Annotated in this window: 20 protein-coding genes; 2 read left to right on the top strand and 18 right to left on the bottom strand. The window is 43.5% G+C overall.

The window, feature by feature from the left end; all coding sequences use genetic code 11:
• Positions 1-108 precede the first annotated feature (108 nt).
• The 7 genes from B4Q04_RS10220 to B4Q04_RS10190 all read right to left on the bottom strand — a co-directional run bounded on the left by B4Q04_RS10220 (position 109) and on the right by B4Q04_RS10190 (position 12,120).
• Positions 109-2,520 (bottom strand): thiamine pyrophosphate-dependent enzyme, encoded by a 2,412-nt coding sequence (locus B4Q04_RS10220; protein ID WP_013995815.1) that lies wholly within the window; start codon positions 2,518-2,520, stop codon positions 109-111.
• Positions 2,521-2,682: 162 nt separating this feature from the next.
• On the bottom strand, positions 2,683-5,547 hold the full coding sequence (locus tag B4Q04_RS10215; RefSeq protein WP_236631002.1) for a metalloprotease: 2,865 nt from the start codon (positions 5,545-5,547) through the stop codon (positions 2,683-2,685).
• Entirely contained in the window at positions 5,547-6,233 is a 687-nt protein-coding gene (locus tag B4Q04_RS10210) for a TIGR00730 family Rossman fold protein (RefSeq protein ID WP_013995813.1), read from the bottom strand. Before B4Q04_RS10210 ends, B4Q04_RS10215 begins: the two co-directional genes overlap by 1 nt.
• A 185-nt stretch (positions 6,234-6,418) precedes the next feature.
• Positions 6,419-6,967 carry an HNH endonuclease gene (locus tag B4Q04_RS10205; protein WP_013995812.1) on the bottom strand — a complete coding sequence of 183 codons (549 nt, stop codon included), beginning with the start codon at positions 6,965-6,967 and terminating at the stop codon, positions 6,419-6,421.
• A gap of 42 nt (positions 6,968-7,009) precedes the next feature.
• Positions 7,010-9,850: an excinuclease ABC subunit UvrA gene (gene uvrA / locus B4Q04_RS10200; protein ID WP_088696738.1), complete on the bottom strand. Its 2,841-nt coding sequence runs from the start codon at positions 9,848-9,850 to the stop codon at positions 7,010-7,012.
• A gap of 191 nt (positions 9,851-10,041) precedes the next feature.
• Positions 10,042-10,815 (bottom strand): TIGR03915 family putative DNA repair protein, encoded by a 774-nt coding sequence (locus tag B4Q04_RS10195; protein ID WP_088696737.1) that lies wholly within the window; start codon positions 10,813-10,815, stop codon positions 10,042-10,044.
• 45 nt (positions 10,816-10,860) lie between these two features.
• Positions 10,861-12,120, bottom strand: coding sequence for a putative DNA modification/repair radical SAM protein (locus B4Q04_RS10190; RefSeq protein WP_088696811.1), 1,260 nt, complete (start codon positions 12,118-12,120; stop codon positions 10,861-10,863).
• A gap of 173 nt (positions 12,121-12,293) precedes the next feature.
• On the opposite strand from B4Q04_RS10190, the gene B4Q04_RS10185 reads away from it, so the two are divergent.
• Positions 12,294-13,058 (top strand): XRE family transcriptional regulator, encoded by a 765-nt coding sequence (locus B4Q04_RS10185; protein WP_013995808.1) that lies wholly within the window; start codon positions 12,294-12,296, stop codon positions 13,056-13,058.
• A 7-nt stretch (positions 13,059-13,065) separates the two neighbouring features.
• On the opposite strand, the gene B4Q04_RS10180 is transcribed toward B4Q04_RS10185, so the two are convergent.
• The 9 genes from B4Q04_RS10180 to nfsB all read right to left on the bottom strand — a co-directional run bounded on the left by B4Q04_RS10180 (position 13,066) and on the right by nfsB (position 19,114).
• Positions 13,066-13,500: a GNAT family N-acetyltransferase gene (locus tag B4Q04_RS10180; RefSeq protein ID WP_046288130.1), complete on the bottom strand. Its 435-nt coding sequence runs from the start codon at positions 13,498-13,500 to the stop codon at positions 13,066-13,068.
• A gap of 101 nt (positions 13,501-13,601) precedes the next feature.
• Positions 13,602-13,979, bottom strand: coding sequence for an ester cyclase (locus tag B4Q04_RS10175; protein ID WP_013995806.1), 378 nt, complete (start codon positions 13,977-13,979; stop codon positions 13,602-13,604).
• Between the two features lie 26 nt (positions 13,980-14,005).
• Positions 14,006-14,626, bottom strand: a complete 621-nt coding sequence (locus B4Q04_RS10170) for a MarC family protein (RefSeq protein ID WP_013995805.1) — start codon at positions 14,624-14,626, stop codon at positions 14,006-14,008.
• A 189-nt stretch (positions 14,627-14,815) separates the two neighbouring features.
• Positions 14,816-15,067, bottom strand: a complete 252-nt coding sequence (locus B4Q04_RS10165) for an aldehyde dehydrogenase family protein (protein ID WP_262508232.1) — start codon at positions 15,065-15,067, stop codon at positions 14,816-14,818.
• A 49-nt stretch (positions 15,068-15,116) separates the two neighbouring features.
• Positions 15,117-15,974 (bottom strand): acetolactate decarboxylase, encoded by an 858-nt coding sequence (budA, locus tag B4Q04_RS10160; RefSeq protein ID WP_088696736.1) that lies wholly within the window; start codon positions 15,972-15,974, stop codon positions 15,117-15,119.
• Between the two features lie 33 nt (positions 15,975-16,007).
• Entirely contained in the window at positions 16,008-16,631 is a 624-nt protein-coding gene (locus B4Q04_RS10155; protein ID WP_088696735.1) for a putative quinol monooxygenase, read from the bottom strand.
• A 31-nt stretch (positions 16,632-16,662) separates the two neighbouring features.
• Positions 16,663-17,514, bottom strand: a complete 852-nt coding sequence (locus tag B4Q04_RS10150) for a hypothetical protein (RefSeq protein ID WP_088696734.1) — start codon at positions 17,512-17,514, stop codon at positions 16,663-16,665.
• Between the two features lie 2 nt (positions 17,515-17,516).
• Positions 17,517-18,437 carry an alpha/beta fold hydrolase gene (locus B4Q04_RS10145; protein WP_013995797.1) on the bottom strand — a complete coding sequence of 307 codons (921 nt, stop codon included), beginning with the start codon at positions 18,435-18,437 and terminating at the stop codon, positions 17,517-17,519.
• Between the two features lie 23 nt (positions 18,438-18,460).
• Positions 18,461-19,114 carry an oxygen-insensitive NAD(P)H nitroreductase gene (gene nfsB, locus B4Q04_RS10140; protein WP_088696733.1) on the bottom strand — a complete coding sequence of 218 codons (654 nt, stop codon included), beginning with the start codon at positions 19,112-19,114 and terminating at the stop codon, positions 18,461-18,463.
• Between the two features lie 243 nt (positions 19,115-19,357).
• Here nfsB and B4Q04_RS10135 point away from each other — a divergent pair, with 243 nt between their 5' ends.
• Entirely contained in the window at positions 19,358-19,741 is a 384-nt protein-coding gene (locus tag B4Q04_RS10135; RefSeq protein ID WP_013995795.1) for a winged helix-turn-helix transcriptional regulator, read from the top strand.
• A 47-nt stretch (positions 19,742-19,788) separates the two neighbouring features.
• On the opposite strand, the gene B4Q04_RS10130 is transcribed toward B4Q04_RS10135, so the two are convergent.
• Together B4Q04_RS10130 and B4Q04_RS10125 are read right to left on the bottom strand one after the other, a co-directional pair.
• Complete coding sequence (locus B4Q04_RS10130) at positions 19,789-20,685, bottom strand: DUF6999 family protein (protein WP_013995794.1); 897 nt, start codon at positions 20,683-20,685, stop codon at positions 19,789-19,791.
• Between the two features lie 9 nt (positions 20,686-20,694).
• Positions 20,695-22,545, bottom strand: coding sequence for a StlD/DarB family beta-ketosynthase (locus B4Q04_RS10125; protein WP_013995793.1), 1,851 nt, complete (start codon positions 22,543-22,545; stop codon positions 20,695-20,697).

The following is a 22,545-nucleotide window of genomic DNA, read 5'->3' as shown; positions in this document are numbered from 1 at the left end:
TTTTTACGAATTGGGCAAAATGCATTCCAACAAATGCCGTACAAATATTGGGGAGGCAAGGACTAGCCCATAGGACATACCGTGATCATTATATTGACAACTAAAGTGTTAGCGTAATCTTGGGTAATTTTGAGGGTCGGCCTCGCTCATAATGGCATATACCTTTTCAAAAACATCCTCGGCATTGGGTTTTGAAAAATAGTCGCCATCGGTACCGTACGCAGGTCTATGTGCTTTAGAACTCAAGGTTTGCGGAGCGGAATCCAAATAGGCGTATGCCCCTTGTTTTTCTATGATTTCGTTAAGTAAATAAGCCGAGCAGCCTCCGGGTACGTCTTCGTCTATGACCAATATTCGATTTGTTTTTTGAACGCTCTTTACCGTGTCTTCGTATACGTCAAAGGGCAATAAGGTCTGTGCGTCGATTACCTCTGCATCGATACCCACTTCTTTCAGCTCGTCTGCCGCTTGCATAACGATCCTAAGGGTAGAACCATAAGACACCAATGTAATATCGCTGCCCTCTTTTAAGGTCTCGACCTTTCCTATGGGCGTGCAAAATTCACCTAGGTTGGTGGGCTTGTCCTCCTTTAACCGGTAACCGTTCAAGCTTTCTATGACCAGGGCGGGTTCGTCGGTTTTTAGAAGGGTATTGTAAAAACCTGCCGCTTGGGTCATGTTTCTGGGGGATAGGATGTACATACCTCGCAAGGCGTGTATCAAGGCTGCCATAGGCGAACCGGAGTGCCATATACCCTCAAGGCGGTGTCCTCTTGTCCGTACGATAAGGGGTGCTTTTTGCTTTCCGAAGGTACGGTAACGCAGGCAGGCAACATCGTCGGTCAAGGTGGCCAAGGCGTAAAAGATATAATCGAGGTATTGGATTTCGGCAATGGGTCGGAGACCGCGTAAGGCCATACCTGTGCCTTGTCCGATAATAGTAGTTTCACGAATGCCCGTATCGGAAACGCGAAACTTGCCAAACTTGTCCTGTAGGCCTTCGAGCCCTTGGTTTACATCACCGATGGCCCCACTGTCTTCCCCGAAGACCAAGGCGTTCGGGTATTGTTCGAATATCTTGTCGAAATTGTCACGAAGTATGATACGGCCGTCTACTTTTTCGGTATTGGCGGGATAATGCGGTTTTACTTCTTTAACACTCAAGGCGCCCGTTGGTCCGTCGTTATATAAATCGGCACTGTATTTCGGTTGGGTTTCCTTTAAAAAGGTATTCGTCCATTTTAAGAGCGCATCCTTTTCGGGAAAGGACTCACCCAATACGTATCGTAAAGCTTTTCTGGAGCTAACGGCCAAATCTTTTTTGATCGGTTCCTCTATAGCTATCAGGTCGTTTTTGACCTTGGCAATGAAATTTTTATTTTGGCTTTTTGCGGCCACTTGGTCCAAGAGGAGGACCAATTCTTTTTTCAGGGTTTTGTGTTCGGACAGGTATTCTGACCAAGCTTCCCTTTTGGCGGAACGCACCTCTCGTATGATGCTTTTTTCCAGGGCTTTGAGTTCCTCGTCGGTAGTGATGCCGGTTTCGAGTATCCATTCGCGAAAACGCTTGTTGCAATCGTTTTCCTTTTCCCACTCCAATCGTTCCTTACTCTTGTATCGCTCGTGTGAACCCGATGAGGAATGTCCTTGGGGTTGGGTGAGTTCGGTAACATGTATGATTACGGGTACGTGTTCTTCGCGTGCAATGTCGGAAGCATTCTCGTAAGCGTGCATCAGGGCGGTATAGTCCCATCCTTTAACCTTGAACATTTCAAAGCCGGCTTTTTCGTCGGTGCGTTTAAAGCCGCTTAGCATTTCGGAAATATCTTCTTTGGTGGTATGGTATTCGGCAGGTACCGATATACCGTAATCGTCATCCCAGATACTGATGACCATGGGCACTTGAAGTACTCCCGCGGCATTGATGGTCTCTAGGAACATCCCTTCACTGGTACTGGCATTGCCAATAGTTCCCCAAGCTACTTCGTTACCGTTTTTGGAAAATTTAGAAGCATCGATATTGCTAAGGTTTCGATACATTTTAGAAGCCTGTGCAAGGCCTAGAAGGCGAGGCATTTGACCCGCGGTACACGAAATATCGCCACTGCTGTTCTTTTGTTCGGTAAGGTTTTTCCAGCTGCCATCTTCGTTTAGGCTATGGGTGACATAATGCCCTCCCATCTGTCGGCCTGCGCTCATGGGCTCCTTTTCTATATCGGTAGTGGCGTAAAGACCGTGAAATAAATCCTTCGGGGTCATTAGGCCCAAGGCCATCATAAAAGTCTGGTCACGATAATAACCACTTCTGAAGTCCCCGTTCTTGAAGGATCGGGCCATGGCCAATTGCGGTAGTTCTTTGCCGTCTCCGAAAATGCCGAATTTTGCCTTACCGGTCAAAACCTCTTTTCTTCCCAATAAACTGCAAGTCCTGCTAAGTACCGCAATTTTATAATCGTTTAAAATTTGGGTTTTAAAATCATCAAACGAAATGTCATTACTAGTTTTAGGCGAAATATCCATTAAGAAAATCGAGTTTCTACAAAAATAACAAACTGAAAGCATTTTTACAATGCCAATTTATCATAGTTGGTTAAAAAATAATTAATAATATACCTTTAGAAATGATATTTTGGTAATTTTGAATCCGTATTTCGAATTTTTTTTAGAGATTCTCTGATCGGTTCAGAACCACTTTCTGGTAAACAGGCCAATAAGGGTTTTTGGGCTTACCGTAACGATAAAGCGAATTTTTTCACCATATTGGGGTTGGGCGACTTCCCATCCATTATTGGAATACATCGGAAAGTAAAGTTCAAAATAGTCGGTCAGTAGATTGAGGCGGACACCCGAATCGTAAACGAACTTGCCACTGACCCCTTTGTTCTTCACATAACCTAGGTCACTGTATACCTCGATCCATCGCCAAAGGTTGACACTGGTGTTTATGGTCGTTAGGTAATCGTTGGCAAAGCGATACTCTTGGGGGAGAAAGGACTTAAAGCCACCTTCCGCTATTATGATTTGCTGACTGTAAATACCGGAGTCTTCAGACCGTCCGAGGTAACCGTAGTCGAACAAATAATCGGTAGGGCGGTCAAGGGCAAAGCTGAAGTAGTTCGGGTCTTTGTATTCCGTAGTCTTGTTTCTGATAAACTTACCGGCGTAAAAGCGGAAGTTGAATTGACGGTTGTTCTCAAAAAGTTTGCGGTACTCAAGTTCAAAGGCCACCTTACTGAAATCACTGGCGTGCTGTGCGTCGGCAAACCAAGAGATATAGTTGATGATTCCCGGGTTGCGATTGGTGTATCTTAGGTTCAGTACGCTGTAATCGGGAGGGGTTTCAAAATCACCGAGATTTTCGGCCTTGTCCCTTAGTACGTTAACGTACCTTAAATTTAAAAACTCCCTTTTGTTCGAAATCAGATTGGAGGGCCTCCAACCGAAGGTGACAGAGGGGGTTATGGTAGAGTAGCGCGAATTGGCCTGAAAGTGGTAGGTAGAGCCGCCCACACTGTAATTGGCCACGTAAAGTCCGCTCTTGCTCAGGTATTTTCTATAGGTCACCCTTCCCGAGCCCACGAAGGCTTTTTCACGAAAGGAATAGGAGGGCGCAAAATCGTAAACGAAGGGGCGCTCTAACAAGGTTTTGTTGTAGAGGCGCATACCGGGCGTCCATCCGTCGTAAATATTGAAATTTAAGATCGGTACGTAGAAGACCTGATTGTAATAGGGGTTTTCGGAATCGCGAAAGAACGTAAACTTCAACTTTTTGTTTCCGGAAAAGAAGCCACCCAAAGATTTCCAGTTGTCCCTTTGGTTAAATTCGGGTATTTTTTGGTCGTAGTTCAATACCAGACGTTTTTCACCGTTTTTCGGAATGGTGACCGTCTTGATCGTATTGATATCCGAAAACCAATATTTAGAAACTACAGAATCGTTCTTGAGCCCGAATAGGGAAATGGGAACATTGGTTCCTTTCTTGTTCTTTATGGTCACCCGAAGTGAATCTTCGGTCTTTTCTACCTTTTTGATTTTAAAGTCGATTTTTCTATCGGTGGACACATATTCGTTAAAGAACCAGTCGATGTCAATATTGGTTTCCCTTTTTAAAATGGACTCAAAATCGAGGGTCTTGACTTGGCTTAGTTTGTAATGTTTGTAAAAGGTTTTTATGCTTTTGTCGACCTTTTCCTTACCGATATAGCTCGCCAGGTAGGAGAGACCAAGTCCGGCCTTGTATTTGTTGGCTATTTTTTGATTGAACTTGATGAGTGAATCGTTACTGGTGTTCAGCGGTTGGTCTAAATTGGTACGTGCCGTGAGCATATAGAGGAAGGGATACTGCTCGTTAAAGTCCATTTTAGCCAGATTGAAACTGCGAATACCCCAGATCCTGGATAGTTTCCCCAGTAGTTTTTGGTCGGGATAGTATTTTTCAACATAGGCGATCATCAGGTAATTGGCGATGGCATCGCTTAGCCATTGTTCTTTTCGGGGGTCGAGAAATAAGGTTTCTTCAAGAATGTTGATCAGTGCCGTCTTTAAAAACTTCATTTCAAATTGAAACTGTTCTTCGTAAGGCCTGATGAATGAGGGCAATTGGTTGATGCCGTACAAGGGGTTTTTCTCATAGTCCAATTGACTGACCAATAGCTGTGAGTGGGGAAATTTGCCTAGGTTATTCTCGATAAATTCCGTCACCCGATTGATGGAAATGCCCTTGCCGATCTCTCCATATTTAGAGGCTTCGATATCGGTTATGACCGTCATTTGCGGTGTTACGTGGGTTACGAAGCGCTTTTGGGGGCTCAGTAAGATTTCGCAATTTTTTTGTTGTGTAGCCGAAAGTTGGGCCATTTGACCGTTCGGGAAATTACTGTTGCCCAATATGGTAAAGTTGGATGCCAGGTACAAATGGGGCGGGTAAACGAAATTGACCACCGTTTCTGTCACTCCGGTGTAAAGGTCTTCAAGGTTTTTGTTAGAGTACAGATGCCATGTACCGTCAAAGTAGGCCGGGGTCAGGTACCAATCCTTTAGATAGAAACTGTTCTTTTTCTTGTCGTAACCATAAGGCGTAAACTTGTTTTCAGGAAGCTTTATGGTATAGGTCAGGAAGAGCTTGGTCGATTCACCTGGTGGTAAGGGACTGTTCAATTCTATCTTTAGAATGTCGAGTTCCGTGGTGCGCCGCCAAAAAAGTCCCCTATACTCATCGTCAACGGCACTTATGATGGTGGTATATCCGCGTTCTTCCTTCTTTGCGAGGTGCAAACTCTTTTTGAATTCCTCTGAAAACCGCTTGGCCAATCCCGTGTTCTTACTGGCGTAGGCATGGGCCCAGTCATTGAAATAAAGGGTGCTAAGGGTGACGTTCGAATTGTTTTGATACGTGAATTCTTGTTGAATACGTATTTCCTTGCTTTCCCCGTCGAGGTTGGCCGTAAGTACGTTCTGGTGCTGCGCCGAAAGTACCCCGATACCGGATATCGATACAGCACCTAGAAAAAAACAATATATGAGGGATTTTAATTTCAAGGAAGGCATTAAAAATTAGGACTCAGATTGCGACCTTTGTAGAAAGCATCGATGATATCGACCACTTCATCTTCGGTGTCCGCAATCTTAATAAGGTCTAGGTCATTGGGACTAATATTCTTTACGCCGAGCATGGTATTCTTTATCCAATCGATCAATCCGGTCCAGAATTCACTGCCGACCAAGATGATGGGGAATTTTTCTATTTTATTGGTTTGGATAAGGGTAATGGCTTCAAAGAGTTCGTCAAGGGTGCCAAAACCGCCGGGCATCACTACAAAACCTTGGGAGTATTTTACGAACATGACCTTTCTGACGAAAAAGTAATCGAAGTCCAAACTCTTGTCCGCATCGATATAGGGGTTGTCGTGTTGTTCGAAGGGTAGGTCTATGTTCAGTCCCACCGATGTACCATCGGCAAGGTGGGCGCCTTTGTTACCGGCTTCCATGATGCCAGGCCCACCACCGGTAATGACACCGTATCCTGCTTCTGCAATACTTTTGGCAATACTAACGGCCAACTCGTAATATCTTTCACCCTCCTTGGTACGGGCCGAACCGAAAATGGAAACACAGGGGCCAATGGTGCCCATCTTTTCAAATCCCATTACGAACTCGCCCATTATTTTAAAAATGGCCCAAGAATCGTTTGTTTTTATTTCGTTCCAACCTTTGTGGTGTTGTTCTTTTCTCATGTATGCTAATTCTTTTGTTTTAGGGGGTTGTTTACCCAACTAACGGTATTGACTATGGTTTGGATAAGGGCGGGATGCTCGCTCCCGTCACTTAAAATCAGCCAATGAATTTATTACTTTTATTTTACAGTGGCACAAAACTCGTTTAAATTTTAAACTATAATTAAAACTCCTTGTGCCCGTATTTAGTATTCTGTTACCGAACTCCAGTTTTCGCCTGTTTTAATACGGTGCAACTGCATTTCCGAAATACCGAATTGTTTTGCGATCATCTTTAAACGTGTCCTGCGGTTGGGGTCGTTCAGCTTTCGCTTGATTAATTTGACCTTGGTTTCCGTAAGCTTGGAGTAGGTAATTCGCCTTGGTTTGTTCTTCCATTTAGGGCCGCTGAACTGGTGTTCCTCTTTTTCTTTTTTTGTCGCCCATTTTAGGTTGTCCACATGGTTGTTCGTCTTGTCGTAATCGAGATGAATGACGAAAACGCCATTTTTTCGTTCTAAAAAATGCTCGGCTACCAGCTTGTGAACGTATCTACTGGTCGATTTTCCGTTTCGTTTTTGCTTTAAGGGCAAGTTTTGGTATCCATTTATGAAGGATTCGGTAACCAAGAATTCTTCAGGGCCTTTACAGTTAAGTATCCGGCCGTAATTTGATATTTTAAACTTTTCGTTTTCCGCTATCTTATCATCGAATTCAATTTCTTTCCATTCTTCGTTCCAATAGTTTCGCGTCATTTTCTATGTTCTTTTTCAAATACATATAATATTTCTTTCTTTTCAGTCCGGTATGTTCAGCTCCGGTCTCAAATATTTGGCCGTATAACTTTTTTTGTCTTGGGCCACTTCTTCGGGTGTTCCTTGGGCAACGACCTTTCCGCCGCCACGGCCACCCTCATAGCCGATATCGATAATATAATCGACCATTTTAATAACATCCATATTGTGCTCGATGACCAATATGGTGTTTCCTTTGTCTACCAATCGGGTCAAAACTTCCATCAAAACCCGAATATCTTCAAAGTGGAGTCCCGTTGTGGGTTCGTCCAAGATGTAAAAAGTATTGCCCGTGTCCCGTTTAGAAAGTTCCGTGGCCAGCTTAATGCGCTGGGCTTCACCTCCGGAAAGGGTAGTGGACTGCTGTCCTAGGGAAATATATCCCAATCCGACATCTTGTATGGTCTTTAACTTACGATAAATTTTGGGGATAAGCTCAAAAAAATCAACTGCTTCGTTGATCGTCATCTCCAAAACGTCGGCAATAGATTTGCCTTTGTACCGTATTTCAAGGGTTTCACGGTTAAAACGCTTGCCATTACAAGTTTCGCATTCTACGTATACATCGGGTAAAAAATTCATTTCTATGACCCGGAGTCCCCCACCTTGACAAGTTTCACATCGACCGCCTTTGACGTTGAAGCTGAAACGGCCGGGTTTGTATCCCCTAATGGCGGCTTCCGGGGTTTTGGCGAAAAGCGAACGGATCTCACCAAAAACACCGGTATAGGTGGCCGGGTTGGAACGCGGGGTCCTTCCAATAGGCGACTGGTTGATGTCTATTACCTTGTCAATATGCTCCAAGCCCGTAATTTTCTTATAGGGCATAGGTTTTTTTACGCCATTGAAATAATGGGCGTTCATGATAGGGTAGAGGGTCTCGTTGATCAAAGTGGATTTCCCACTGCCTGAAACTCCCGTAACACCGATCATCTGTCCTAAGGGAAAAGAGACCGTAACGTTTTTCAAGTTGTTTCCGGTAGAGCCGGAAAGCGTTATTTTCTTGCCGTTCCCCTTTCGTCGTTTTTTGGGGACTGCAATTTCCCTTTTGCCGGTAATGTAATCGGCGGTAAGGGTATTTTCGTTCTTTAGCTCATTGGGATGTCCTTGGGAAATAATTTCACCGCCGTGTTTACCGGCCCTTGGGCCGATATCGATCACATGGTCGGCGCATTCGATCATATCGCGGTCGTGTTCCACTACGATAACGGAGTTCCCGATGTCGCGCAGGGCTTCCAAAGATTTGATCAAGCGGGTGTTGTCCCTTTGGTGAAGGCCAATGCTCGGCTCATCGAGAATGTACAGTACCCCGACCAATTGAGAGCCGATCTGGGTGGCGAGGCGAATACGCTGGGCTTCCCCGCCCGAGAGGGATTTAGAGCTTCGGTTCAAGGAGAGGTAATCAAGGCCAACATCCAAGAGAAATTGAATACGGGTCTTGATCTCTTTAATGATCTCTTCGGCAATCTTGAGCTGGTTGCCTTCCAGTTTTTTCTCAAGACCCTTGAAGAATTCGGCCAATTCCGCAATATCCAAATGGGCCAATTCGGCAATGTTTTTTTCGTCTATTTTGAAGTAGAGGGACTCTTTTCGTAGGCGGGCACCTTCGCATTCGGGACAAGTGATCTTGTCCATATATTCCTTGGCCCAGCGCTTTAATGCCGTTGTTCCGGCTTCCTCGTATTGGCTTTTGATAAAGTTGGCAATACCTTCGTAATCGATTTTATAGCTGCGCTTTACGCCTAGGGTCTTAGAATCTACCTCAAAGGTTTCGTGTCCGCCATTGAGCAATACATCGATGGCTTCTTCCGAAATGCTGGAGATAGGATCGGTGAGCTCAAAGTTGTAGCGTTGGCCAATGGTCTCTATCTGTTTGAACGCCCACGATTTTTTATACTCACCTAAGGGAGCGATCCCCCCGGATTTTACGGATAATTTTTTATTGGGAAATATCTTCTTTTCGTTTACTTCGTACACATGGCCCAACCCGTTACAATTGGGGCACATGCCCTTGGGCGAATTAAAGGAAAAGGTATTGGGTTCGGGTACAGGGTAGGAGATGCCCGTAGTGGGACACATCAGGTCTCGGCTAAAATACCGCGCCACGGTCTGCCCTTCCTCCAAGACCATAAGTACGTTTTCTCCACTGTACATGGCGGTATTTATGGTTTCGGAAAGACGTTTGTCCATGTCTTCCGTATCGGAAACCTTAAGGCGGTCGATAACGATTTCAATGTCGTGGGTCTTGTAGCGGTCTACTTTCATGCCCTTGACGATATCCTTCACTTCGCCATCGATCCGAACTTTTACGAAGCCTTGTTTGGCAATTTGCTCAAAAAGCTCGCGATAATGTCCTTTTCTTGATTTGATGACCGGGGCGAGTACGTTTATCTTTTTTCCGTTATAGTCTTTCTTGATAAGTTCCTTGATCTGGTCATCACTATAACTTACCATTTTTTCGCCCGTATTGTAACTATAGGCATCGCCGGCACGGGCAAAAAGCAAGCGGAGAAAATCGTATATTTCCGTAATGGTGCCCACGGTCGAACGCGGTGATTTGGAAGTGGTCTTCTGTTCTATGGCGATTACGGGTGATAGCCCATCGATCTTGTCTACATCGGGTCGCTCCAATCCCCCTAAAAACTGACGGGCATAGGCCGAGAAGGTTTCGATGTAACGACGTTGGCCTTCGGCATAGATCGTGTCGAAGGCAAGGGAAGATTTCCCACTTCCTGAAAGTCCGGTTATAACCACCAGCTTTTCCCGGGGTATGGTAACATCTATATTTTTAAGGTTATGGACACGGGCGCCCTGAACCTCGATATTTTCTTCGTAATTTATCATTTTCTATAGCAAAGTGGCAAAGGTACGTTTTTGACCCTTAAGAAAGAAGCGACCTTTACTTATATCTATGTTAAGGTAATTAGGGCCAACACCCTAAATAAAAGGTGTTTCGAACGATATGGGCGCACATTTAATGCGATAAAAGCCCTCTCTTGGCGAGGTATTCCCGAAGCGTCTGCTAAGCAATGGGCCTATACCGCCTTTTTTTCGCTTAAATATTTCCAATACCGCTTGGGTACATGTTGTTTGTGAAGCTTTAAATTGATGCGCGATTTTATATTGGTGCTTTTAAAGTAATTGTTCCAAAGGTCTTGATAGTTGTAATCCCCATCGGTGAGATGGGCCCTTTTATTTATGCTGTTGGTATGGATGTCTTCAAGGTCTAGGGATACGATTTCTACTTGGTTCAGATCGTAAAAAATTCCGTATTTCCGTTTGACATCGTAAATCAGCCATTGCTGGTCGGCATATCTTGAGCGAAAGTGTTTCGAAATGAGGGGAAGCACATTGAAATCGGGCTCTATGTTGGCGAAATAGATTTCGTCCTTGGTCAATTGAAATCTTACAAAGGCTTCCATACGATGCTTTTCACGACCCACGGAGCGAGCGAGTTGACTGATTTTTAGTACTAGGCCGTCCGAGTAATCGGAGGCAATGGAAGTATTGGAGGCGAACATTTTCCGAATAAAGCGGTAGAGCAACATCTCAATGCCTTTGTGCTCGCTCAAAAATGCAAAGTAGATATCCTTTATGGCGCTGTGGCTCTTCTTGTGAATTCCGTTCCAGACCCTTTTGGCCTTGTCCATTTGGGTAAAAATGGTTTCCGTTTCCGAGAACAGTCCGTTTTGGCAGACCGAGTGTTTCTGAATGTCGGACACCACTGCCTTTTCTTCAAAGGCCACAAAAATGGCCGTAAGAAATCCGTTGAAACTACCGTCGTAAATAAGGGTCTTAGTCGAATTCATAATACATGTTTTTTTCGGTTACTACTTTAGGCTATGTGCATTCCATTAAAACAATTGCAATTGGTTACTGTATTCCTTTCTAAACTTTCCTGTCGAATTTTGAAGGATCAATCCCTTTATCTTGGCGCCTTCCATATCCCTATGTTCCCATTTGCTGGAATCACAGACAATGAAATACTTGGCCCGGTTCAAGGCCACGCCGATTTTTTTAAGGTGCTCCCAGTTGAGTTTTCTAAAGCGCCGGGCGCTAATGATTTTATGAACGCTTTTCATACCGAGGCCCGGTATACGCGCCAATACGCTTTTATCGGCTTTGTTGATGTCAACGGGGAAGTATTGCATGTTCCGAAGGGCCCAGCCTAATTTAGGGTCTACGTCCATATCCAAGTTGGGGTGGTCATTGTTCAAAAGTTCTTGAACCCCAAAGCCGTAGAAGCGCAAGAGCCAATCGGTCTGGTAGAGTCTATTTTCCCTGAGCATGGGTACTTGGGTTCCAATGGCAGGCAATCGGCTATCGTCTGCTACCGGTACATAGCCCGAATAATAGACCCGCTTCATGTGGTAGGTTTTATAATAGTGTGTGGCCGAGTACATAATATCTTTGTCCGATTCCCCGGTTGCGCCTACGATCATTTGGGTGCTTTGCCCGGCAGGGGCATATTTGGGGGTGCTTTTGATGATTTTTTTCTCCGATTTATATTGAATGATTTCGTTTTTCACCTTTAGCATAGGCTTGGTAAAATCTTCGTGTTTTTTATCGGGGGCCAAAAGTTTGAGCCCTGAAATTGTGGGTACCTCGATGTTGACCGACAATCGGTCGGCGTAGAGTCCCGCTTCGCGCATCAGCTCGTCACTTGCCCCGGGAATGGACTTTAGGTGGATGTAGCCGTTGAAATTCTCTTCCAATCGGAGCTTTTTGGCAACGGCCACTAGGCGCTCCATGGTGTAATCGGGACTTTTGAAAATGCCCGAGCTGAGAAAAAGGCCTTCGATATAGTTGCGACGATAAAAATTGATGGTCAGGTCTACTACCTCTTGGATCTTGAATGCCGCCCGTTGCACGTCGTTACTCTTGCGGGTTACACAATAGGCACAGTCAAAGATGCAGTGGTTGGTCAAGAGGATCTTGAGCAAGGAGACGCACCTGCCGTCTTCGGTATAGCTATGGCAGATGCCCATACCGCTACTGTCGCCCAGGCCATTGGTATCGTTCTTGCGAACACTTCCACTGCTTGAGCACGAAACGTCGTACTTGGCGGCATCTGCCAAGATGTTCAGTTTTTCCTTTATTCTATCAAATGACAAGGACATAGGCGTATTTTGTATTTATTCCAAAATTATGGAAAAAATCCATATTATGGATATAATCCAAATATTATTTTGGATATATTCCAAAATGTGTATATTTGAAAATGAAAGGGTAGTGGAAACTTCAAGCCCTCGACAGTTTTGAACAAGAGACCCAATGCAAGAGTTCTATGGAAAATGAAATCACATTAAAACGATTTATCGAGGTACGCCGAGACTTGGGCTATACCCAAGCCGAATTTGCAAAATTATTAGGCCTGTCGAGTACTACGGCCGATATTGAAAGGGGGAGGACCAAACTTTCGGGAAAAGTGGTAATGGAGCTGCTGAAGCAGTTTAAGATCAATCCCTTGTGGCTTTTTGGAAGTAGCGACAATCAGTACTTGGAGACTTCGAAGACCAGCGTTATTCCAAAAGTCGTAACGGTCGATAACTCCGGAAACGAAAATATGGTCTTGGTGAATGCCAAGGCAGCGGCGGGCTATCCGCAAAACATTCAGGATACAAGCTGGTACGAACAGTTGCCGGCCTTCGACCTTCCCATACCGGAATTCAGGAATGCTACCTATCGCGGGTTTCAAGTAGAAGGGGATAGTATGCTCCCAAACCTAAAACCGGGCGAATGGGTCTTGGCCAGGGCCGTAGAGCATATCGACGATGTGAGTCCCAACAAAATGTACGTGGTGGTTCTAGAAGATGCGGTATTGGTCAAAAAAGTGGAAAAGCGCCCGAATTCGAACAACATTACCTTGGTTTCATTGAACGAGACCTATCCGCCCTATGAAATCAAACCGTATCAAATACAGGAAATTTGGCAGGTAAGTAGCAGGATCACCTTTGGGGAAGACGCCACTACGGAGAAAGGGCTTTTAAAACAACTGAAAGAGTCTATGGACGAACTCAAAAGTCAGTTACGCCATGTAAAGAAGGTCTAGGTCCGCTTTATGGCCTCGGTACTTTCAGATTGTAGACCCCGCTTTCACGCAGGGTAAACCCTAGGCTTTTGTACAGGGCAATCGCCTTGGTTCTATGGTGGCCCGAAAATAAAAGGATATCATCTATGTTCTTGTGTTGGGCCTCTTGCAAGAGTTTCTCCATTAGTTTTCTACCGATTCCCTTACCTCGATAGTCGGCATCGACGACGACATCTTCCACCAGTCCCCGATAACCTGAAATCACTTTATAGGTGGCCAATAAGGCCATACCGACGATTTGCCCTTCTTCTTTGCAAACCACAAAGATAACTTGGTTGTCATCTTGAAGTATTTGATGCAAAGGTCGCTGTTCGTTCTTGTCGTTCAGTTGTTTATATAGATTTTTTATCTGTAACTGAATGGCGTCGTTGAGATCGTATTTGTGTAGAAGTTCAATAGTCATAGCGAGTGATTTGTCAACTTTAAAGATGATAAAACTAAGCATATATTGGATGCGAACATCGTCGTTTTTCTTAAAGTGATCTTAAAATATAGAAGGGGCGATCAATACATGGTATTTGGGTTTGCCGATGTTTTTGGGATTTGTTGAATGGAATCCCAGTGTTCGCAGATTTTCCCCTTAGTGTCAAAGCGGAAAAAATCCATGGTGATATATTGGTCGTTATCCGGCCAGATTTGGTGCGTGTGCAGGGCTACTAAATCGCCCTCGGCAACGGCCCGCACGAATTTAATGGACTTTTCGGGGTATTCCCTTTGCATTCTTTCAAAATAATCGACAAAGCCTTTCGGGCCATTGGCCACATGGGGGTTGTGTTGAATATAGGTCCCGCCACAATACTTTTCGATGGCCGCCTTGGGGTTGCCTTCGTAGGCCATTCGGTAAAAGGCAATGGCATTTTTCTTGTTTTCCTTGATATTCATATATCTAAATTTTTACTGGGCTTGGGTTAATTAGATAGGGTGAAGGATATTTTGATCCCCTGTATGATCATGTCGGTTCCTATGATGGCGATAATCAATCCCATGATTTTCCCGATTACCGATATTACGTTATGACCGATTTTTTTGATGAAGAGTTCACTTAGCATAAACGAGATATAGGTCATCCAGCACAAGAGGCCGAAAATCATTATGACCATCCCGATCTTAAGGTAGCCGGCGTTCGAAACAAAGTTCATCCCCGTTACAATGGTTCCCGGTCCCGCCAAAATTGGAATGGCCAGGGGCGATATGGCAATGTCTTCATCGATATGGGTTTCCTTTAAGTGCTTTACGTTCGATTTTTTAGACTGGAGCATATCAAAACCTACTACGAAGATCAAAATGCCCCCTGTAATCTTAAAAGCAGGTATGGTAATACCGAAAAGCAGGAAAATGAATTTCCCGAGAACGAGGAAGAGCGTAACAATGACAAAGGCCGTAAGTGTCGCTTTTTTACTGATGTTCCGTTGGGTGGTTCTATCGGCCCCACCTGCCAAGGATAGAAAGACGGGTATGTTCGACAGCGGGTTCATTATGGCAAAAAAGCCGGTGAACACGGTAATGGAAAAGGTAATAAGGTTATCCATGTAAAAACAATTTTCCCTTAGTGAAAAACCAAAACTGAATTCTGTTTTTCGGGTGGGTTAGCATTTCTTTTTTCATCTTTCTTCCGTAGGGAAGGGATGTGATTTACAAGATAGCCAAAAAAACCGTATGCCAAGGTGGGAGGGAATACCTGCCTAGACATACGGGAATGTGATATATAGGGACGGTCATTATTGAAAATCCGCTGCCCTAAACGGATACTTTCTCGGTTCTTTTTGAATGCTGATCCAATGGGCAACGGTAAATGACTTGATGCCCCATTGTCCGTTAAACCTGCCTAAACCGGAATTTTTAACGCCTCCAAAGGGTGCATAGGCACTGTCGTTGACAGGTTGGTCGTTAATATGTGTCATTCCAGCTTCGATACCTTGGGCAAATTGCATGCCTTTGGCTTCGTCTTGTGTAAACACGGAACTAGATATGCCAAAACCAATGCCAACAGTAGTAATACTTGGCTTTTCATAAGATTATTTATTTACCGTTTTGCTTTGCGGTTGCTTTTGGTGAGGCACCTTGCTTCAACGTTTTGTTTCTGAATTTTTCGGTTTGAGGAAGCTGCAGGTTTACTTGGTTTACTTCTTGAATTTCAACCTGAAGTCTATCGAACTTTATGTCCTCTAAATGTCCACCTAGTTTTATATCCTCCGATAAAAAGTGAAAGTGCATGCCGGGAATGACAATATTCCCTAAATAATCTGGAGTAAATAAGCCTACTAATGTCCCTTTAATGTTTTCCCTGGTATACATTACCCGCGTGTCTAAATACTCGAACAAAGAGACATCTTCATTTTCTACCTTATGTGCCGATGCCATTTTTAAATACTCAAACTCCCCTTTAATTCTATATGCATAAAAACTGTTTTTAGAAGTAGAGTATTTTTGAAGTTCTTTGTTTAGTTCTTCGTATGAAGTAATGTTTTCAACGGTTACCGTTTTTTTAGGTTGAAAATTAATCATCGTCATATTAGGCGACTCTAAATCTTCTGGAGCCTCTTTAATTCCGCCTTCGGCATCAATGGTGTATACCACTCCGTCTACGGCGACCAGTTCACCGGCCAAATGGTTTACGGTGCCAATACCAATATTGCCTTGTTGTACCATTTGTCGAGGAGTAATGTCGCCTTCGTAGATACTGTTCAATAAGGCAACGGTGGGTGCGTATTGATGAATGGTATTTTCGGTATGGGGTGCTAATCCGTTTTCATCTACATTGTGTGGATGCGGATGTTCGTGATTTTGCGTTTCTGTAGTTGAACCTGCTTCTTTTTTGTCCTGATTTCCGCAGCTTGCTAAAATTGCCAAGGAAAGTAATGTTATTGCTGTTTTCATGATAGTGGTTTTTAGTTGAACCTGACGTTTCGTTTAGATTTCCGTGACGAAATTCATATACTGCTTTAAGTCACCAATGACAGCTTCTTCCATTAGTTTGCCTGTTTTTACTGCATAGGTTTGGTTGAAGTGAATGTCCCAAACATCAGATTCTTTTCTCCAATGCTCATAAACTGCTAGTGTATATTCCTGATCATCTACTGTATATAAATCAAAAATGATGTTTCCTGCTTCCTCTTTTCGAGTGTGGGTAATATGGTCTTCAAACTGTTTTAGAAGTGCGGGCCTAAATTCCGTTTTCAATTTAAAAATGAAGAAAATGACAAAGACCTCATCTTCTGGGTTAGCCGATTTAGAATGGTCGGGTAGGGGGGGTGTATCTCCTAAAAAATAAAAATCCGGAGCAGACTTTAAGGCGGTTTGCCCCACTTGCATTAGCTTTTTTGTGTGCGGCTCATTATCGTGGGAGGTAATGGCCGCTTTATTGGCCCAACGTTCATAAACAAAGAATACATTGGCATCTGCTTTAGAAACAAACACGCTGATTTCTTTGTTGCCCGCTTCTTTTCTCGTGGCGGCCTGTACTTCTTTTAAGGTAGTGGAAAACGCTTCCCTATATTCCGGTTTTGCCGTAAATTTTACAATAGTACTTTTCATAATAGTTGTTCTTATATATTGAATTAGAGTTTTATTTTAATGGCGCAAGAGGTACTTTTTGGGTTATGGTCGCCTCTTTTATTTTTGCAAACCTGTCATTGGGATTATCTTGTACGACCCAATGGTGTGTGGTGGTAGCAGTAAGTTTTTGGTTTTCTTTCGTTAGGCCTTCCCAAACAAAATCTACATCGACTTCGTATTCTTTTTCAGAAATTACCTTCACGGAAAAATTTTCGGGGAAGTGACTGCTTTCCTTTAATTGTTTAGGGGTTCCGTTCAACCACTTTTCAAGATCGTCTATATTGACAATGGGCGCGTTGTTGGTTGAAAAGTGAAGCTTGAAATTGTCCACTAACAATTCTTTAAAAGGACTTACATTTCCGTCTAGGCTTTCCATGTGGGCCAACCAAAAATGCATGAGTGACTTGGTTCGGTTCGTAGGGTAGGCATCTTCAAAATCTTCATCGGTAGGCCCTACGGGTACGATTTCCACTCGTGTGAATTTGGGTAGGTCGCTAACAAATTTTTCTAACCTAATATCATTGTAATGCAGGGCATAACTTTGCTTTTCTCCATTGGGCTTGATGTTTTGGTAGTGCAAATCGGCTTCCAACCCGATAGAATTGTCTTCCAATAGTGAAACCTCGATAGATTTAATATGGTGGGCATTTTGCCAGCCGTCATACACCTTAAGTCTTTTAGGATAGTCTTTGGTCCCTTTAAATTCTCCTGAGGCATTGATCATAGTAATGTTTTCGTCCAACATTTCTAGTTGGTTGTTAATACGCTGGTCATTCATGGGGCGTTCATACAATTGATACCATCGGTACAACTGAACCTTTGCCAAATGTTGGTCTCTTGTCGTTAGTTTTGATACTTCCATCTTTATTGAATAAATCGGTTGATACTTGTGGCTACGGTTTCGGGAACTTCCAATTGAGGGGAGTGTGAAGCGTTTGGAATAAGCTCCAATTTGGCGTTGGGAATATGGTCGCGGTAATATTCCGCTACGTTAAAACTCACCACCTTGTCGTGTTTTCCCCATAGCACCAAGGTGGGAGCCTTTATGGAAGCTACCTCATCTTTTAAGTTGAAATAGGTTCCGTTCTTTATAGCGGGAATCAGCGTGTCGTCGACAAAATCCTTGCTATTGTTGATCTGCTCGATCATATAATCCGCTATGGGTCCGGGAAGTTCAGGTACCTTATAAAAAACGCGTTGAAGCACGGCATTAAGTTCTTCTTTGTTTTCTATTTCCTTGCCAAATCCGCCATAGACCACATGGTCGTCTAAGGTAATGCCAGCGGCATTTAGAAGGATCAGTTTGGCTACGTCCTTAGGGTATTTTATGGCGTAAGCGGCGGCGGTATGGCCTCCCATTGAGTTTCCAATGAGATAAAACCTGTGTACGCCGATTTGCTCTAAAAAGGACTTTACAAAAGTGGCTTGGCCGTCTATGGAATAATTTAGTCCCGCCTTTCTTTCGTTTTCACCGTGACCGGCCAGATCGGGAAGAATCAAATGGTAGTCTTCCGATAAAAATTGGGCAGTTTGCAAAAAACTGCTCTTGTCGTCTCCCATACCGTGAAGAAGTACAAAATAAGGCTTGTCTTCACCGGCCTTGCTTTCGTAAAAATTTACGATATAGCCATTTACAGCCACGGTTTTCTTTTCAAGTTTTGCCGCCCTGGCATAACTTGCGTTGGTTTGGTCGACAAGTACTTTTGGGAAAAAGAAAAATATAAGGACACCGACTGCCATCAACGCCAAGACGATTCCTGCTCCTATTTTTAAGAATTTTTTCATGATTTCTACCTTTTTTAAGAGGATTATAGCTGGGTGATTATAGTTTCTTCGGGAAATCTTGATTTGGGTAATTTCGAGTTAAAATCGGTATCTTTTCTGTAGCCCAAGGAAACCACGGCCAAGGCTGTGTATCCTTTTTCACGTAAACCAAACTCCTCGTCCAAAGCTTTTACATCTATACCTTCCATGGGTACGGCGTCTATACCCAAGGCGGCAACCCCTAACAATAGAGACCCCATATTCAGGTACACTTGTTTTTCCATCCAATGCGGAAGGTCTTTGAGGTCGTACTTGTGTATGTCGGCAAATAACATACGTCCGCCATGCATTTGATCTTTAAATTCCTGGGCGGCAAATCGGCCATCTTTATCTTCTTGTTCCAAAATGCTGCTCATATAGGCTTTGTCTGCATCCGTTCTTGCGGCAACGACGATAACATGCGATGCGTCCAAAACCTTGGGGGTGTTGAACCGAAAAAAGCCTTGCGTGCCTTTTGCAATTCGTTCTTTACCTTCTTGGGTGTCGGCAATCAGAAAATGCCAAGGCTGTAGGTTTACACTTGAAGGACTCAAACGCAATAAAGCCTTTACTTGTTCAAAGTCTGAATCTGAGATTTTTTTAGTGGCATCGAATTCTTTTACGGAGTAACGATTGTTCAAAATTTCTGTGATGTTCATTTTATTTTATTTTTTTACACTATCAAAATTATAGTAGCAAAAGTATGTATAGTGACTTTTGTGTGCAATAACGGTCAAGATTGATAGTATGTAAAATATTTTTTAAAACACTTGTAATCAGTTGTTTGAGGTGTAAAATTTTTACTATCAAAATTATAGTTGTATACTAAAGTATAGTTACGTAAATTTGTATTGTTATATATGTAGTACTATCTAGGGATAGGTTTTTAAATAAATTGATATATGGATAGAAAAGAGTTGTTTGAAAAAAAACCGAAGATTAAGATCAACGGAAAGATTTCTTCCTGTCCGACCAGTGCGGCAATGGAGTTGATCGGTGGAAAATGGAAGAGTGTTATACTGATCCATTTGGCGGACGACAAGAAGCGCTATAATGAATTACGAAAGGAAATAGAGGGAATTACGGAACGTACCCTAAGTCTGCAGTTAAAGCAATTGGAAGCCGATGGTTTGGTGACGCGGAAGGTCTTCTCGAAGAAGCCACCGTTAAAAGTAGTATATGCCTTGACCGAATTCGGACAAAGTTTGGTGCCCATTCTCCACGGGATACGTGATTGGGGACTTTACGCCGCGGAAACCAAGGGCGAGTTCTTATTGGAAGATTAGGTTTTGTATAAAGGTTGCCTTGGGCCCCTTGCCGTTAAAGGTCAAGTCTAGGCCATGGGGGTTACGATACCGTCACGGTTTTTATTGAGTTTCATTTTTACCAAGACTTCGTGCAGGGTTTCGGCCGCCAGGCCATGTAATACCAATCTATAGGCTACACTGTATGTGGTAGCGGGCACCATGGGGTGTTTGTTGTTCACTAGGCCCAAATGCCCCGGGGTGTTTATGATTTGCGAAGTGTAAATGGCTATGGTTTCGTCTAATTGCAATGAATTGGATGCCCGTATAAAGTCGTTGGAGGTTAAAAACAATTGGTAATAGGGGGTAAACAACTCTATGGCCGACCTAAGATCGAGAAAATTGGTCCATTTTTTCGGAAATTCGATATGGTCAAATTGATCCTCGGTAATCATGTCCAAATTTATCTTTTCAGGAGGTTGGATTTTGGTGCCCTTCTGTTTCAACTGATTGTTCAATTGGATCACAAAATTGTACAGGTTCAAGTCGTGCTGTAAAAACAGGTCATCCTTGACATCTTCAAAGTCCTTTGGTTTTAAAGGATTTCCCACGATTTCCGCTTCGGGAGTGTTCGCCGCTATAAATTGTAAGATCTCGGTTCCGATATGAAAATGCCGAAAAACGAGCAAATTGGCATCTGGGCTAACGAAGTTTTTGAGTCCCCATGCCAAAATTCGGTGCAATACTTTCGATGAATTTATAAGGTTGGGAAAGAAGAACTTGAAAATGTGGATAAAGAACATGGTCACCTTCGACCAGAGGTGTATAATGGGCAGTAGGTATCTTGCCGATTTGGAAGCATTGTCCCGCATTAAGGCCAACTTTGTAGTTTGGTTTATAGGAATACTTTCGTCTAAAAACAGAGCCAACCAAGGGTTGGGGTCCCTTTCGTCATGCTTTGATATATCTAAGTTTTCGTCTATCATATCCTCAATTTAATAATTACCTAATTCGTTTAACTGCATGGTGTACAATTTACCTGTAATCTTTGCGGTCTTTACTATTTTTTCGGCTACCTCCATATTCATTTCCGGATGGTTCAATGCTTCTTCCAAGTTGTGGAAATGGTTTTCGTCGGCCACTCCGTGATAGGTGAAAAAGGAGACCTGATTGTCTTTCAAATTTAATTGATCTTTAATCATTTCGCCCCAATATCCCGCTAAACGCTTGCCAATACCCTCAATGATAAACATAGATCCCAGTAAATCGACCGGGTTGGGCTTACTGGCCTGTTGAAACATAAAGGAGGTTAGGGCCACGGTACCGATATTCTTTTCCGCTTTCTGGATTGCTTCCAGGTCTTCTCCCAAGGCCACATAGTTTCGCTCCAGCATTTGATAATCTTTATGTTCGGTAGCGGTGTGTTTTATAAAGGCCGACCGTAGGTCAAAAAGATGGATGTCGATATTTGATGCCGCCCTTGATATCCATTGGGAGCCATCGATTACCTGTTGTCTGAGATCGGTCAATAAAAGTTTGTAATCCGACATGCTAAGGGTGCCATCGTGTATTTTCTCGACGATGGGCACTTTAAGTAAGGCCGTCTCGAAATCTATCCATACTTGCGTAAGGTTCCTGATCAACCATTCGGAAGTCTCACTCTTGTTAATAACCAATTCAGGGGATTCAATTTTTCGCAAGGGATACCGTTTAGTGGCGGTATTGTTGTCGCCTACTACGGTGAGTTGCATAAATGAGGTGATAAATCGGCCGCTTTCAGGTACCATACACAGGATTTTGTTTCCGGGTACCAACTTTCCGGAGTGCATCAATTCGTCCAACATGATAAAAATGGAGGCCGAGCCTGTATTTCCCTTAGACGTAAGGTTGCTGAACCATTTCTTATCGGCGATTTCGCCCCCTCCCTTGAGCATGAGCTCTTTAATGGGGGCTTTGAACATTTCCGAAGAATAGTGGCAGCATAGCCAATCGATTTCCTTCCGGTTTATTTTTCCTTGGTCGATAAGTTCAAAGTAGTGGGCAACTCCGGTTTTTATTACTTTGTCCAATAACCTGGTGTCTTGTTTTAAGTTAATGGCACCGGCCTTTGAAGCTTCTTCGTAACTCGGGTAGTCCAACCATGTTTTTTCCGTTTCATTTTTGTTGTCCGTCTTCCCGGTATACATACAAACGGGAAATTCGTTGGCATGTGATTTTAAGTCGATCCAATCTATTTTTAAGGAAATTCCGTTTTTGTTTTTCTTGTTTTGAAGCACAAAGGCACCTGCACCGTCAGAAAGCATCCACCTTAAGAACTCGGCGTCAAAGGGCAGGTCATCTACGCCTTGGGCTTCAAATCGTGAGGCTTTGAACAATCTACTGGCCAATTCGCTTCCCACACAGACGGCATTCTCTTTTTCATCGCTTTTTATTTGCGCATAGGCATTTTTTAAGGCCATTATACCGCTAGCGCATACACTTTGAAAATTGGCCACCTCACATCTGTTAAAGTCCAATCCCGCATGTACCATACTGGCAAAACCGGGTATGGGGAGGTCACCTTGGGTCGTTCCCGTACATAGCAATTCAACATCACTGCTCCTTAGACCACTTTTTTGTATGGCATCGTTAATGGCGCTAACCGCCAATTGCGCATTGGAGTGGGTGCTCTCTTGGTTTTTATCGATTGCATAATGCCTGGTCTTGATTCCGTTTTGTTTCAGTACACGGCTTTTTGCGCGGCTATCCCTGCCGTTTATCCGGCCTAGGTAATCTTCTATTTCCTCATTGGAAACAGCCTTGTTGGGTAAAAAGGAACCTGTACTTGTTATATATACCTCACTCAT

It is taken from the genome of Zobellia sp. OII3 (genome assembly GCF_002211465.1).
GTDB classification, from domain to species: Bacteria; Bacteroidota; Bacteroidia; order Flavobacteriales; family Flavobacteriaceae; genus Zobellia; species Zobellia galactanivorans.
This window is presented reverse-complemented; position numbering and strand designations above follow the sequence as displayed.

Excerpts from the sequence above, each read along its gene's own strand:
- B4Q04_RS10220 (WP_013995815.1), bottom strand. The coding sequence starts at position 2,520 with ATGGATATTTCGCCTAAAACTAGTAATGACATTTCGTTTGATGATTTT.
- B4Q04_RS10215 (WP_236631002.1), bottom strand. The coding sequence starts at position 5,547 with ATGCCTTCCTTGAAATTAAAATCCCTCATATATTGTTTTTTTCTAGGT.
- B4Q04_RS10210 (WP_013995813.1), bottom strand. The coding sequence starts at position 6,233 with ATGAGAAAAGAACAACACCACAAAGGTTGGAACGAAATAAAAACAAAC.
- B4Q04_RS10205 (WP_013995812.1), bottom strand. The coding sequence starts at position 6,967 with ATGACGCGAAACTATTGGAACGAAGAATGGAAAGAAATTGAATTCGAT.
- uvrA (WP_088696738.1), bottom strand. The coding sequence starts at position 9,850 with ATGATAAATTACGAAGAAAATATCGAGGTTCAGGGCGCCCGTGTCCAT.
- B4Q04_RS10195 (WP_088696737.1), bottom strand. The coding sequence starts at position 10,815 with ATGAATTCGACTAAGACCCTTATTTACGACGGTAGTTTCAACGGATTT.
- B4Q04_RS10185 (WP_013995808.1), top strand. The coding sequence starts at position 12,294 with ATGGAAAATGAAATCACATTAAAACGATTTATCGAGGTACGCCGAGAC.
- B4Q04_RS10180 (WP_046288130.1), bottom strand. The coding sequence starts at position 13,500 with ATGACTATTGAACTTCTACACAAATACGATCTCAACGACGCCATTCAG.
- B4Q04_RS10175 (WP_013995806.1), bottom strand. The coding sequence starts at position 13,979 with ATGAATATCAAGGAAAACAAGAAAAATGCCATTGCCTTTTACCGAATG.
- B4Q04_RS10170 (WP_013995805.1), bottom strand. The coding sequence starts at position 14,626 with ATGGATAACCTTATTACCTTTTCCATTACCGTGTTCACCGGCTTTTTT.
- budA (WP_088696736.1), bottom strand. The coding sequence starts at position 15,974 with ATGAAAACAGCAATAACATTACTTTCCTTGGCAATTTTAGCAAGCTGC.
- B4Q04_RS10155 (WP_088696735.1), bottom strand. The coding sequence starts at position 16,631 with ATGAAAAGTACTATTGTAAAATTTACGGCAAAACCGGAATATAGGGAA.
- B4Q04_RS10150 (WP_088696734.1), bottom strand. The coding sequence starts at position 17,514 with ATGGAAGTATCAAAACTAACGACAAGAGACCAACATTTGGCAAAGGTT.
- B4Q04_RS10145 (WP_013995797.1), bottom strand. The coding sequence starts at position 18,437 with ATGAAAAAATTCTTAAAAATAGGAGCAGGAATCGTCTTGGCGTTGATG.
- nfsB (WP_088696733.1), bottom strand. The coding sequence starts at position 19,114 with ATGAACATCACAGAAATTTTGAACAATCGTTACTCCGTAAAAGAATTC.
- B4Q04_RS10135 (WP_013995795.1), top strand. The coding sequence starts at position 19,358 with ATGGATAGAAAAGAGTTGTTTGAAAAAAAACCGAAGATTAAGATCAAC.
- B4Q04_RS10130 (WP_013995794.1), bottom strand. The coding sequence starts at position 20,685 with ATGATAGACGAAAACTTAGATATATCAAAGCATGACGAAAGGGACCCC.
- B4Q04_RS10125 (WP_013995793.1), bottom strand. The coding sequence starts at position 22,545 with ATGAGTGAGGTATATATAACAAGTACAGGTTCCTTTTTACCCAACAAG.